This is a genomic window from Acinetobacter sp. CAU_H_29a_1, assembly GCF_058599505.1.
In genome coordinates this window covers 1,303,776-1,318,120 of the sequence record NZ_CM178655.1, presented here as the reverse complement: position 1 = coordinate 1,318,120, position 14,345 = coordinate 1,303,776, and the positions used below count along the sequence as shown (strand labels likewise).

Sequence of the window (14,345 nt, the reverse complement as noted above, 5' to 3'; positions counted from 1 at the left end):
AACCAAAATCTTAGCCGATACTTAAAAAATCCTTAAAGCCCTGCAAAACTGCTGCTATGTCTAGACTAAAGTTAGCGTGACTGCTCAGACAATTTATCACTTTGCTTTTTTAGAGCAAAAGCACTAAAAATAATAAATTAAGGAAAGACGATAAAAAACAATTAAGGATCAAGCATGGTCAATTTGTATTCAACAGACAACGTATCTGGTTTATTTCAAAACCATCCCGAATATTTTCAGCATTTTAAAGGGCAATTGATTACCGCATCAGAAATTAAACAACATGCTTTTACTGAACAACGTGTCGCAATTATTGGTACCAACCAGCATACAGTAACTGCCCTTGAGTCGGTTTGTCAGGTCGCTCAATCGGTCTATGTTTTTCAAAATGCGCCACAATTTATCTTGCCAAAAACAGAGCGTGGAATTCAGCGCTTAATTCAACATCCACTGGTTATTAAGAACCGACGCCTATTTAACACACGTATCAAATGCCTACTGGCTTTACGCTTCTTAGAAACCCAAGTTCAAGACCCATGGCTTAGACACCAGCTCAAACCTAACTCCGCTGCCGATAAACTTAAATTTTTTAAGTCCGATCATTATTATCATGCCTTACAGCGCGACAACTGTAAGCTAATCACTTGGCCGATCGTCAAAATTCGAGAACATGATATTCAAAGTTTAGATGGCGCTGAATATCCCGTCGATGTGATCATTACCACCTATAGCCATTAACCATATAGGGTAAGTTTTAGCCACTTACCCGTTGTTTATTTCGTCACACCTGTATATTGATAGCCTGTATTTGAACGTTGATAACGTAAGTACTTTCCAGTCGGGCGGCTGTTTTGATCTAATAAAGTGATATCAATCTTGTTTAAGTCTTTTGAAACACGAATATATGAACCGCGCCGCTCTTCGTCATAGTGACAGTCATAATCTACTTCAATCGAACTTAGTTGCTTGTTCTTGGTCTGAAAAACTGGTGTTGCTGTCAAAGCTTGGGCGTGCATTTTAAAGGCTTGAATTTGATAAAGACCGTGACAACTATCGCCTTTGTAATAACTTTGAATCAGATAAATCGGTTGTGCACCCCATTTCACTTGGTCAATCTTTAAAATATAGCCAGCTTCTAAAGGCTGAAGTTTAGTGGAATTGCTCGATTTCATCTGCACATAGGATGAAAATTCACCCATGGTACCGCCACCACCTACATCAAAGGTATAGAATTTAAGCAGTTGGTCCGGTGAGGCATTAATCTTTAGTCTAAGATTTTCAGTCAATTTGGGGAAAGAATAAGCATAACTTTCTGCATTTTCACGGATTAAATCAACCACATCATTTTCGATCTGTTGATTCACTGCATAAAAATCTAGCGCTGCATATTTTTGATCAATCGCCTGCTCAGCCTGCTGAATTGATATATTTTGCGCATATACAGCCATATTAAAATGAGCAAAACAAAATACACCTAATAGGCATTTTGATATTATTTTCATTTGATCTAATCTGTATTTTTATATTGATCAACATTATAAAGCATCATCAATATGACGCTTTATAATGTAATGACAATATCAACCAATGCGACGTTTTAAACCCGTCATTTGGAGTACACGAGTTGAAATTTCTTCAATCGACATTTCCGAGACATTTAAGTATTTAATCCCTTCAGAGATATAAATCCCTTCAATTGCGCGAAGCTCCATTTGACACTGGCTGAAGCTTGCATAACGGCTATTGGCTTTACGTTCAGAGCGAATAGCGACAAGGCGTTCAGCATCAATCATCAAACCAAAAAGCTTCTGCTTATGTGCGCGAAGTACCGCTGGTAAACGGTTGTCATCCAAGTCTTCTTCGGTCAATGGATAGTTTGCTACACGAATCCCAAACTGTAATGACAAATAAATTGAAGTCGGTGTTTTACCCGAACGTGATACCCCAATCAGAATCAGATCGGCCTTGTCATAGTGGCGTGTACGTGCACCGTCATCGTTATCCAAAGCAAAATGCACCGCATCAATACGTGCTTTATAAGACTCCGAATCGGTCACTGCATGGGTCTGTCCGACTAAAGTTGTAGGCGGTGTTCCCAACTCTTCAGATAATTTACTAATAAGCCCTTCAAATACATCAAGATTTATAGCATTTGCAGTATTAATAATGTCACGCACGTACGGGTCGACTAAAGTGTCAAAAACCAGTGGCTTTTGTCCGTCTTGTTGCGCCCTTAAATTGATCTCAGCAACCACATTTGTAGCAGCTTCTTCAGAGCTAATATAAGGAATAATATGAATGTCAAAGTCAACATTTGGAAACTGCGCCAATAGCGAGTGCCCAAGGGTTTCAGCGGTAATTGCAGTACCATCTGATACAAAAAAAACACTCCGCTTAAATTGTTTACTTCCTGACATTAAAATTCTCCTCAAAAATTTGTCTTAGTGCTATATAATCTTTATAGTAAACCGATCTTACATGACTGTCGCTTAGTAAAATCAAAAAGCTAAGTAGATTTGTTATAATCTGATGCCAAGATAGTGATTAAATACTGCAAAAGTGGAGTAACAACTTTGGAAGCGCGCGTAATTGGTCTAGAAAAATTAGGGAAACACGACGTTGAACTTGTAGGTGGGAAAAACTCATCTTTAGGTGAAATGATCAGCCACCTATCAAATGCAGGTGTATCTGTACCAGGTGGCTTTGCTACTACAGCTCAAGCATATCGTGAATTTCTCGAGCAAAGTGGCCTAAACGCTAAAATCAATGCAGAGTTAAATGTCCTCAATGTTGATGATGTAAATGCTCTTGCTGAAACAGGCGCGAAAATTCGCCAATGGATTGTAGATACTCCACTGACGGCAGAACTCGAACAAGAAGTTCGTAAAGCATTTGCAGAGCTTTCAAACGGCAACCCAGACATCGCGGTTGCCGTTCGTTCTTCTGCGACAGCAGAAGATTTACCAGATGCATCTTTTGCAGGCCAACAAGAAACCTTCTTAAACATTCGCGGTATCGACAACGTATTGATCGCGATCAAAGAAGTATTTGCATCACTGTATAACGACCGTGCAATTTCTTACCGCGTACACCAAAACTTTGCGCATGATGTTGTGGCTTTATCTGCTGGTATTCAGCGTATGGTCCGCTCTGAAACTGGTGCAGCGGGTGTAATGTTTACACTCGACACTGAATCAGGTTTCCGTGACGTAGTGTTCATCACTGCATCTTACGGTTTGGGTGAAATGGTTGTTCAAGGTGCAGTGAACCCTGACGAATTCTACCTTTCTAAACCACTTTTAAATGCAGGCAAGCATGCTGTACTCCGTCGTAATCTAGGTTCTAAACACCAAAAAATGATTTATGGCGAAGAAGCTTCTGCGGGTAAATCAGTTGTTGTGGTTGATGTTGAAAAACAAGAGCGTCAACAATTCGCATTAAACGACCACGAACTACAAGAACTTGCAAAACAAGCGCTGATCATTGAAAACCATTATGGTTCTCCAATGGACATCGAGTGGGCAAAAGATGGCGATGACGGTCAAATTTATATCGTTCAAGCGCGCCCTGAAACAGTGAAGAGCCGTGAAAACGTCGGCACCATGGAACGCTACCTTTTAAAACAAAAAGGCACTGTGATTTGTGAAGGTCGTTCAATCGGTCAACGTATCGGTTCTGGTAAAGTACGTATTGTTACGTCTATTAAAGAAATGGACAAAGTACAAGACGGTGACGTGCTTGTATCTGACATGACTGACCCAGACTGGGAACCAGTAATGAAGCGTGCCGCTGCAATTGTCACTAACCGTGGTGGTCGTACTTGTCACGCAGCGATTATTGCGCGTGAATTGGGTGTTCCAGCAATCGTCGGTTGTGGTAATGCAACTGAAGTTCTAGTAGACGGCCAAGATGTAACTGTTTCATGTGCTGAAGGTGATACAGGTTTCATCTACGAAGGTTCTTTAGATTTCGAAATTCAAACCAACTCAATCGAATCTATGCCAGAACTTCCGTTCAAAGTAATGATGAACGTCGGCAACCCTGACCGCGCATTTGACTTTGCACAAATTCCAAATGAAGGGATTGGCCTCGCACGTCTTGAGTTCATCATTAACCGTATGATCGGTGTTCACCCTAAAGCATTGTTGAACATTGACAGCTTGCCACGTGAAACACGTGCTGCGGTGATGGCGCGTACAGCGGGTTATGCATCGCCAATCGAATTCTATGTTGAAAAACTGGTTGAAGGTATTTCTACCCTTGCTGCAGCATTTGCAGACAAACCTGTCATCGTTCGTATGTCTGACTTTAAGTCAAATGAATACGCAAACTTGATCGGTGGTAAGTTATACGAACCTGAAGAAGAAAACCCAATGTTGGGCTTCCGTGGTGCAAGCCGTTATGTGTCTGACAACTTCCGTGACTGTTTCGAATTAGAATGCCGCGCGTTGAAAAAAGCACGTGACGAAATGGGCTTAACCAATATTCAAATCATGATTCCTTTCGTACGTACTGTACATGAAGCGAAACGTGTAATTGAATTATTGGCGTTAAACGGCCTGAAACGTGGTGAAAATGGTCTGAAAGTGATCATGATGTGTGAGTTACCAACGAACGCATTATTGGCTGAACAGTTCCTTGAACACTTTGATGGCTTCTCTATCGGTTCGAACGACTTAACCCAGTTAACACTTGGCCTAGACCGTGACTCTGGTATCGTATCTCACCTATTTGATGAACGTGATCCAGCCGTAAAAGCGCTTCTTTCTATGGCAATTCATGCATGCCGTAAAGCAGGAAAATATGTGGGTATCTGTGGTCAAGGCCCATCAGATCACCCAGATCTTGCGCAATGGCTTATGGAACAAGGTATCGAATCTGTATCACTTAACCCTGACTCAGTATTAGACACTTGGTTCTTCCTTGCAGAAGAAAAAGTTCAAAAAGCTTAACTCTTTGATGCGAAAAAAAGACCCTTTCATGGGTCTTTTTTTATATCTACACTTTCAACGTATCCACATTAAAACAAGCATATTGATACAAAAATTTAGACTAAGTTTGGCATTCATGCAGCAATATCTTGATTGAGAAGAGATCGCATTGCGATAAAGCTAGAAGAAGCAGCATAATCCTTGCTACACTGTCCTGCATTTTGTGTAGTTTTGGTTAATTTCAGCTTGAAATTCTCTAGACTATCCGCATGTTTTACCATAGATTTTTTATTTGTTTTTCATCTGAAGCAAATACATTTATTATTTGAATATCCCAATTTATATTTTGAGATTAAGTTTATATGCAGATTTACTTGGCACGAAATAATCAACAAGCCGGTCCATATACCTTAGAGCAGTTGAATCAGATGCTCGCAAGCCAACAAGTTTTATTGACGGATTTAGTTTGGCATCAGGGTATGCCTGAATGGAAAGCTTTAGGTGAACTCACCCAAGGAAAACTGGCGTATGAACCTGTAGGTTATCAACCTCAGCCCCCTATTCCTGAGCCAATGCATACGCCAAATCAATTTTCACAACCAAACCGTACAGCGGCGAAAGTTGCTCAACCTGAACTGGCATCGATAGGTACACGCGTCTTAGCCAAAGTCATTGATTTACTTCTTTGGCTCCCTGCCGCTGCGATTCCCTCGTTCTTTTTACAAGCAGATAAATTTGGTGAACTCACTGAAATTCAGCAAAAAATGCAAGCGGCTACCACAGCAACACAGGCCAGTGAACTGCAAGCACAACTGTTCAGTTTGATTCCAACTGAAGCATGGACCACCATGGGAATTTACCTGCTGATTATGCTCGGCATACAGGCCTTTTTCTTAGCCAAAAGTGGCCAAAGCATTGGTAAAAAAATCACCAAAATTAAAATTGTAGACGTTGAAACGAACGAAAAAGTCAGCCTTTTGCGTGTATTCACATTGCGCAGTGTTGTCTTTATTGTGCTCAATATGCTGTTCATGCCGTTTATTACCATCGCCGATCACGTCTTTGGTTTAACTGCAAAGCGTCAAACTTTGCACGATAAACTAGCGAAAACCAAGGTCATTAAGCAGTAATTTGACCATATTTAAGCTGAGGTTTGGCTCACCTCAGTTTTCCGCAGTTTATTGATATTCAAAATAAATCCACAAAGAAATTATAAAATTCCGAGTGAAAAAATCGGTTTTTATAACAGTCATTTAAAGCATCTTTACGTATAGCTTAGTTTGTCGATATGAGGCATAATGCCCTACAACGTAGCGGTGTCTTATGATTGAGAAGTGTTTTTAGACTTAAAAAGAAACTTTTCAATCATGCGACACTTTAATCGCTATCCCAATTTTATTAGGGAATGGGACTCTTCACCGAGGTTGTAAAATGAGACAAACGATTTTAGCTGTATTGTCTTTATCTGCGATCGCCGCGCTCTTAACTGGGTGTGGTGGTGATATGGTACTTCTAAACTCAAAAGGTCCAGTTGCACAAGGTCAATCTGACTTAATGATGACTGCGATCTATTTAATGCTATTGGTGGTTATTCCATCAGTCGTAATGGCATTATGGTTTGGTTGGAAATATCGCGCGTCGAATAAAGATGCAGACTATAAACCTACATGGGCACACTCTACTGCAATTGAAATTGTAGTTTGGGGTATTCCTGTCATTATTATTGGTATTCTGGCTTGGTTAACTTGGTGGGGTTCACACAAGTATGACCCTTACCGCCCACTCGAATCTGATAAAGCACCTGTAAATATTCAAGTCATTGCAGAACAGTTTAAATGGATCTTCATTTACCCTGATCTTAACATTGCGACGGTTAACGAAATTCGTTTCCCTGAAAAAACTCCAGTTGCACTTAAAATTACCTCTAACTTCACGATGAACTCGTTCTTCATCCCTGCGTTAGGTGGTCAAATTTATGCAATGGCAGGCATGCAAACGCACTTGAATTTGTTAGCAGATGGAACTAGCCCAGCTGAAGGCTACCGCGGTTTCTCTTCAAACTATTCAGGCTACGGCTTCTCGCAAATGCGCTTCCGTGCTCACTCTGTAACTGACGCTCAATTCGCTGAATGGGTTGCTGCAGTTAAAGCAGGTAACGGTACAAGCATTAATCCTAAAGCTGTACAAAAAACAATTTTAGATCAAGCTGAATTTGAGTCTTTACGTGACGGTAACCGTGGTAAACACCAAATTGAAGTTTTGATTTCAAAAGCAAAAACTCCTGAAGAGAAGGCTGCTGCTGAGGCAATGAAGCCTTATCCAACTAAGCCACACCCTGTGACTTACTACTCTTCTGTAGAGGAAGGCTTGTTTAAGTCAGTCATCAGCAAATATATGAGCAACTATCACGGTGCTGATCACTCAGCGACTGCGGGTGCTCACGGGGCTGCTTCATCTGAAGCACATGCCGCTGTTGAACCTGCTTCATCAGTTGTAGGGGAATAAGACATGAGCTTCTTAGGTAAGTTAGGTCCGGACGTTATTCCGCACGATCCAATTGTACTGGTCACAGTTGCAATGATGATCTTAGGTGGTATCGCAGTTGTTGCTGGTATTACCTACTTTAAAAAATGGGGCTACTTGTGGAACGAATGGTTCACATCAGTCGACCATAAAAAAATTGGTATCATGTATCTTTTCGTATCGATCATCATGCTTTTGCGTGGTTTCGCCGATGCGATTATGATGCGTCTTCAACTGTTCCTTGCAAAAGGTGGCGGTGAAGGTTATTTACACCCAGAACACTACGATCAGATCTTCACCGCACACGGTGTAATCATGATCTTCTTCGTAGCAATGGGTCTAGTTGTTGGCTTAATGAACATCTCTGTACCACTTCAAATTGGTGCACGTGACGTTGCCTTTCCATTATTAAACTCTCTAAGCTTCTGGTTATTTGCTGGTGCTGCAGGCTTAATGATGGCATCTCTTGCAATTGGTGAATTCGCTGCAACAGGTTGGATGGCTTATCCTCCTCTTTCAGGTATCGAATACTCTCCAGGCGTGGGTGTGGACTACTATATCTGGGCACTTCAGATTTCAGGTTTAGGTACGCTATTAACGGGTGTTAACTTCTTCGTTACCATCATTAAAATGCGTGCGCCTGGTATGTCTCTTATGGACATGCCGATCTTTACTTGGACATCTTTATGTACTGCGGTATTGATCATTGCGTCGTTCCCAGTGTTAACAGCAACAATTGCGATGTTAACGCTTGACCGTTACTTCGGTTTCCACTTCTTTACAAATGACATGGGTGGTAGCCCAATGTTGTATGTAAACTTGATTTGGACATGGGGTCACCCAGAAGTATACATCTTAGTATTACCAGCATTTGGTATTTACTCTGAAGTTGTATCAACGTTCTCTCGTAAAACGTTGTTCGGTTACAAATCAATGGTGTATGCAACAATTGCGATCACAGTACTTGCGTTCGTAGTATGGCTTCACCACTTCTTCACCATGGGTGCTGGTGCGAACGTGAATGCGTTCTTCGGTATCATGACCATGGTTATTGCGATTCCTACAGGTGTGAAAATCTTCTCTTGGTTATTCACAATGTATAAGGGTCGTATCACCTTCACTACTCCTATGTTATGGACGCTTGGCTTCCTTGTAACATTCGGTATTGGCGGTTTAACTGGTGTATTAATGGCGGTTCCACCTGCGGACTTCCTTGTACACAACTCATTGTTCTTGATTGCTCACTTCCATAACGTAATTATCGGTGGTGTGGTGTTTGGTATGTTTGCCGGCATCATTTTCTACTGGCCGAAAATGTTTGGTTGGAAGCTCAATGAAGCATGGGGTAAAGCTGCGTTCTGGTTCTGGTTCTTCGGTTTCTACTTCGCATTCATGCCACTTTATATCCTTGGTTTCATGGGTATGACTCGTCGTTTGAATACATATGACAACCCTGAATGGGATCCGTACATTGCTATTGCATTCTTCGGTTCTGTGTTAGTCGCGATTGGTATTGCATGTTTCGTTATGCAGATTGTTGTTGGTTACTTACAACGCAACGACAACCTCGACCTTACAGGCGATCCATGGGATGGTCGTACACTTGAATGGGCGACTTCGTCTCCTGCTCCGTTCTACAACTTTGCTCATCTTCCAACAATCAATGGTATTGATACGTTCTGGAATGACAAAGAGAATGGCGTAGCGTATGCGAAACCTACTTCATACGAAGACATTCATATGCCAACGAATCGTGCTGCTGGTGTTGTGATTGCCATGTTCATTACTGTTATGGGCTTTGGTTTAATCTGGCATATCTGGTGGTTAGTTGTTGTGATGTTCATCGCTGCTATTATCAGCTTCATCGCGTCTTCGTTTACGAAGAAAGTGGACTACTATGTTCCTGCTGCTGAAGTTGAGCGTATTGAAAATGAACGTTACGCGATTCTTGAAAAACATTTGAAGAAGGACTAAGACAATGGCTGACGTACTTCATCACGAAAACCACGGACACGATGAGCATCATCACCACGATGATACCGACATCACCGTCTTTGGTTTTTGGACTTATTTGATGAGTGACTTGATTCTATTCGGTACACTCTTCATTGCATTCGCTGTTTTAAGTAGCCATGTGCCTATGGGCACACCAAGTGCAAAAGAATTATTCGGTGAGTCTTTAGGTTTCGTTTTAACTGAAACTTTCGCTCTCTTGATCTCTTCTGTAACTTTTGGTTTTGCGGTTCTTGCTGCATACAAAAAGAACGTCAACCAAGTTTTAACTTGGTTAGCGATCACTTGGTTATTCGGTGCTTCATTCATCGGCATGGAACTATATGAGTTTAATCACTTAGTTCATGCTGGCCACGGTCCAAGCGTAAGTGCGTTTTTATCGTCGTTCTTTACTTTAGTAGGTACGCACGGTATTCACGTAACTTCAGGTTTGGTATGGATGATCATTTTGATGATTCAGATCAAGAAAAATGGTTTGACTCTTCCAAACACTCGTCGTCTTGCTTGCCTAAGCTTGTTCTGGCACTTCCTTGACATCGTTTGGATCTGTGTATTCAGCGTAGTTTACTTGATGGGAGTTCTATAATGAGTCACGATCATAACTCAGCTGGTGCTTCACACGGTAACACCAAGCAATACACGATCGGCTTTATCCTTTCAGTTATCCTGACCGTAATTCCATTCGGTATGGTAATGGCTGGTGGTTTTGGTCGCGGTATTGTTATGGCGGTTATCGCAATTACAGCGGTTGCTCAGGTTCTAGTTCAATTAGTTTACTTCTTGCACATGAACTCATCTTCAGAGCAACGTTGGAACGTGATTGCATTTATCTATACAGTACTTTGTATTGCTGTACTTCTAGTCGGCTCTGTATGGATTATGAACTACTTACACTACAACATGATGATCTAAACTGATCGTCATGTTGAAAAAGTATTTATTCCTGACTAAACCAGGAATTCTCTTTGGTAACTTCGTTACCACTCTGGGCGGCTTCTTTTTAGCCGCTCAGGGGTCTGTAGATTTCCTCCTCCTTCTCATCACTCTACTCGGTACAACACTGGTTGTTGCTTCTGGCTGTGTCGTCAATAACGTCATTGATCAAGATATTGATCAAAAGATGGAACGGACGATGAACCGTGCATTAGTTAAAAAAACCATCAGGCCTTCCGTTGCTTTGGCATTTTCTGCTGCGCTTGGAATATTAGGTTTCGCCCTACTCTGGTTCTTTGTTAATGCTTATGCCTTTGGCTTTGCTGTACTTGGTTTTGTGGTTTATGTGATTTTTTATAGTCTATGGAGCAAACGCACATCCATTCACCAAACCGTGATTGGAAGTATTTCTGGTGCTAGTCCACCAGTGATCGGCTATACAGCTGTGACCAATGAATTTGATGTTGCCGCACTGTTGCTTTTCTTAGCATATGCACTTTGGCAAATGCCTCATTCATGGGGAATTGCGGTATACCGCTTTGACGACTATAAAAATGCAGGCATTCCAATTTTACCTGTAGCACGTTCAATTTTTCGCACGAAAGTTGAAAGCTTGATTTATGTCTTGCTGTTTGCTGCGGTGTTAAATGGTTTGTATTGTTTTGGCTATACCAATATGTTTTTTCTTATCACCTTTAACGCACTCTGTGCTTATTGGGTATATTTATCAATCATTGGTTTTAAAGCTGAAAATGATCAGGTTTGGGCAAAACGCTATTTCTTATATTCAGTGATTTTAATTACTGCATTAAGTTTTAGTTTTAGTTTTAGCTATGTCTCACCTGCTCCACATTTGCCGCTGTTTTAAAAAGATAGAGTTCTCTCTATCTTTTTTTTATTTCAACTTATTCAATATTTAAGTCTAGTCTTTAAATTGTTACCATAGCAGACACAACAATAACTCATACTCTGTAATGAAAATGCCATCACAATTTTTTAAAAAATCTATTTTTATTAGTCTATTCCCTATCACTCTTGCTTATAGCACGCACAGTTTTTCTGGTTTTGATGTTACTTGCTACCCATCGACCAACATTCAAACCAATGCCTATACAGCCTGTGACAATTTGCCTGCGCTCACGCCCGCCAATGACAATCAAACCAATATGCTCCTACTCCTGAGCGACATGGGCTTGGCCAAATTGAATTTTAATCAGCCAAATAGTCCGCTTTGGGAAACTGAATATAGCAACGTACCATTTGCGGCTAAAACATTGTTTGAAAGCGCAACCAATAAACGACCGAATGCCCGATTAAAACCAAACAATCAAAAGACTCCTTACCAAGAACATTGCAGTAGTCTAGACAATGGTGCGGATCAATTTACCCAACAGGTGAAAGCCGACCAAAATCTCAGCAAAGTGGAAAAAGATTTACTGATTCAAGAAAGACAAAATATCTCGGCCTGTGACCGTGATCTTGCCCTCATCCAAGTCAATCCGAACTGGTCTATACAAGCACGTCAGTATGCGTCTTATTTAAATGCAACCATTGCCTTTTATAATAGTAACTTTTCCACAGCTACTAAAATTTACTCAGTATTAACTACGGTTGATCAGTCTTGGATCAAAGAAACATCGCAATATATGTTGATCCGTAGCAGCCTCAATGAAAGCTATCAGTCGGGTATCGGTGAATATGGTGATTTAAAAATCGATAAAGTAAATCAGACTTTACTCAAAAATACCTATGAGCATATCACTACCTACTTCAAACGCTTCCCTGAGGGAAAATATGCGGCAAGCGCACGCGGTTTACTACGTCGTTGTTATTGGCTGAGTGGAAATACCGAACTCCTGACCAGCGAACTCGCATGGCAAATCAATCATCCTGATTCCAAATACTATAATTTAGAGCTCGATAATCTAGCCTTTGAAATGGATCGCCATGTTTTTCAAAGCCACTCATTCAATCCAAAAAATCTAAAAGATCCCTTCTTTCTGACCATTTCAGATTTAATGCAAATGCGTCAGGCAACATCAGCAGAAGATAAAGTCTTAAGCTGGTCTGAACTCAACAACCAAAAAACACTATTTAAGAGTCAGCCAGAACTATTCCAATACCTACAAGCCAATCACTTATTCTTTGTGCAGAACAAACCAGCTGAAGCTTTAAAATATTTGCCAGAACACTCTTCTAATTCAATCGATAGTTACCTTCAACTCAGTCAAATATTATTAAAAGGTCGTATTTTAGAAAAACTCGGACAAACTCAAAATGTGCAGCAATATTGGGAGGGTTGGCTTAGTCGATCAAAGTCCATCGAACAGCGTGGCTTGTTTGAGCTGATGTTGTATCCACATTATGCCCAACAGCAAAGCGCGAACCTATTCATCGGTTCAGATGCTAAAATCAAACAAGCTTCATTACAAAAAAGTTTTATTGAAAATGAAGCCAATGAAAAAAGCTTAATGCAAATTGTCCAGAGCAAAGCATCAAATACAGATCAAAAAAATTTAGCTTTATATAAAACTTTGCAAAAGTCATTGGTACATCAAAACTTTAAACTGTTTAATCAAGCCTTTGTACTGCTACCACAAGATGCCGCGAAGTATAAATATGATTCAGAAACATATAAAAATTATAAAAACCAACCGCCTTTCAGTGATTTCATTTGGGCAGGAACAAAAATCACGCCACAAATGCAATGCCCTGACTTATTCAGCCTGACTCAAAAACTTGAAAATTCACCTCAAGATCTAAAGCTCCGACTTTGTTTGGGCGAATATGCACGCTCGTCTCAAGGCTACAACATAAGCTATGTCACTGCTTTAGAAAAAGAAACTGCTCGCTTCCAAGGTGCAATTTTTGCCCGTGGCCAAGTGTATAAGGACATCATCAAATCCAGTTCTGTACCTGATTTAAAAGCGTATGCGCTTTATCGCTCAATCATGTGTTATTCACCAAGCGGGATGAATGACTGTCAGGATGCAGAGGTTGAAAAATCTACCCGTAAACAATGGTTCGACCACATTAAACGCGACTATCCAAGTACCTCTTGGGCACAATCTTTAAAGTATTACTGGTAAGACTATATGTTGAAGCAGATTTTTTCCGTTGTTATGACGCTGATCTGTATGCTCAGCATCATGGCTTGTCAGCCGAGTCAGTTAGCTTCAACATCTGGTCAGGTAAATGCCGAAGACTATGATGCATTTTGGATTTGGGGCAATATTTCATCTACCCCTTACCTAAATGCGGCTAAAGAACTTTATATTTTACAAGGTGAAATCCGTTTAGATTCCCAAACACATCACTCTAAGCTCATACCGCAAGGCGTAAGCGTCTTAACAATTCCTCAGCAAAAGGTGTGGCTGGTTTTTCGTAATTATCATTTAGACTGGCAAGGCCAAGAGCTTACACAAATTTTAAAACGCGTTCAGCAATGGGAAAATGCAGGGAATCATATTCAAGGCATACAAATTGATTTCGATGCCAAAACCAGACATATCCACCAATATGCCCTATTCTTAAGTCAATTAAGAAAACAATTACCGCAGCACTATCAACTCAGTATCACTGGTTTAATGGACTGGACCAATGTGACAAACCAAGAGACTTTAAACCTCCTGAATAACACCATCGATGAGTTGGTCATTCAAACTTATCAAAGTTCAACCACCATACCCAACTATGCAGCTTATCTAAAAAAAGTTTCAGCACTAAAACTGCCTTATAAAATTGGCATTGTTCAATATGGTGAGTGGCATAGACCGCCCAAGCTTGAAAATGATCCGAACTTTAAAGGCTATGTCGTCTTCCTTTTACGCTCAAAACCTCAAAATAATTAGGGCTTTTTAAGAGAAGTTCTTGAATTTGGCGAGCAAAGTCTCTAAAATTCCCCCTTCGCATCTAATGCGACACAACCTAGGTTGTGACTCCTTG

At 40.7% G+C, this 14,345-nt stretch carries 12 protein-coding genes; 10 read left to right on the top strand and 2 right to left on the bottom strand.

The window, feature by feature from the left end:
* Positions 1–174 precede the first annotated feature (174 nt).
* The gene (locus AC4MDD_RS06555) at positions 175–738 is read left to right on the top strand and encodes an NAD(P)/FAD-dependent oxidoreductase (RefSeq protein ID WP_078389323.1); all 564 of its coding nucleotides are present in this window, start codon (positions 175–177) and stop codon (positions 736–738) included.
* Between the two features lie 35 nt (positions 739–773).
* Here the strand turns inward: AC4MDD_RS06555 and AC4MDD_RS06550 are convergent, their stop codons facing one another.
* Positions 774–1,448, bottom strand: a complete 675-nt coding sequence (locus AC4MDD_RS06550; protein ID WP_171263873.1) for a hypothetical protein — start codon at positions 1,446–1,448, stop codon at positions 774–776.
* A 132-nt stretch (positions 1,449–1,580) separates the two neighbouring features.
* Positions 1,581–2,417, bottom strand: a complete 837-nt coding sequence (gene ppsR, locus AC4MDD_RS06545; RefSeq protein WP_005400687.1) for a posphoenolpyruvate synthetase regulatory kinase/phosphorylase PpsR — start codon at positions 2,415–2,417, stop codon at positions 1,581–1,583.
* A gap of 156 nt (positions 2,418–2,573) precedes the next feature.
* Between ppsR and ppsA the strand changes: the two genes are divergently transcribed.
* The 9 genes from ppsA (at position 2,574) to AC4MDD_RS06500 (ending at position 14,251) form a co-directional block, all read left to right on the top strand.
* Complete coding sequence (gene ppsA / locus AC4MDD_RS06540) at positions 2,574–4,952, top strand: phosphoenolpyruvate synthase (RefSeq protein WP_419381316.1); 2,379 nt, start codon at positions 2,574–2,576, stop codon at positions 4,950–4,952.
* A 341-nt stretch (positions 4,953–5,293) separates the two neighbouring features.
* Positions 5,294–6,061 carry an RDD family protein gene (locus AC4MDD_RS06535; protein WP_332476799.1) on the top strand — a complete coding sequence of 256 codons (768 nt, stop codon included), beginning with the start codon at positions 5,294–5,296 and terminating at the stop codon, positions 6,059–6,061.
* A gap of 301 nt (positions 6,062–6,362) precedes the next feature.
* Positions 6,363–7,436, top strand: coding sequence for a ubiquinol oxidase subunit II (cyoA, locus tag AC4MDD_RS06530; protein ID WP_004696450.1), 1,074 nt, complete (start codon positions 6,363–6,365; stop codon positions 7,434–7,436).
* Positions 7,437–7,439: 3 nt separating this feature from the next.
* Positions 7,440–9,428, top strand: a complete 1,989-nt coding sequence (gene cyoB, locus AC4MDD_RS06525; protein WP_004982033.1) for a cytochrome o ubiquinol oxidase subunit I — start codon at positions 7,440–7,442, stop codon at positions 9,426–9,428.
* Between the two features lie 4 nt (positions 9,429–9,432).
* The gene (cyoC, locus tag AC4MDD_RS06520; RefSeq protein ID WP_004696446.1) at positions 9,433–10,053 is read left to right on the top strand and encodes a cytochrome o ubiquinol oxidase subunit III; all 621 of its coding nucleotides are present in this window, start codon (positions 9,433–9,435) and stop codon (positions 10,051–10,053) included.
* Positions 10,050–10,379 carry a cytochrome o ubiquinol oxidase subunit IV gene (locus tag AC4MDD_RS06515; protein ID WP_026056475.1) on the top strand — a complete coding sequence of 110 codons (330 nt, stop codon included), beginning with the start codon at positions 10,050–10,052 and terminating at the stop codon, positions 10,377–10,379. The genes cyoC and AC4MDD_RS06515 overlap by 4 nt, the downstream gene beginning before the upstream one ends.
* A gap of 10 nt (positions 10,380–10,389) precedes the next feature.
* Complete coding sequence (cyoE, locus tag AC4MDD_RS06510; RefSeq protein WP_419381317.1) at positions 10,390–11,268, top strand: heme o synthase; 879 nt, start codon at positions 10,390–10,392, stop codon at positions 11,266–11,268.
* A 112-nt stretch (positions 11,269–11,380) separates the two neighbouring features.
* Positions 11,381–13,489 (top strand): PA5441 family protein, encoded by a 2,109-nt coding sequence (locus AC4MDD_RS06505; RefSeq protein ID WP_490747571.1) that lies wholly within the window; start codon positions 11,381–11,383, stop codon positions 13,487–13,489.
* Between the two features lie 6 nt (positions 13,490–13,495).
* Positions 13,496–14,251 (top strand): DUF3142 domain-containing protein, encoded by a 756-nt coding sequence (locus tag AC4MDD_RS06500; RefSeq protein WP_419380821.1) that lies wholly within the window; start codon positions 13,496–13,498, stop codon positions 14,249–14,251.
* Positions 14,252–14,345: the final 94 nt, after the last annotated feature.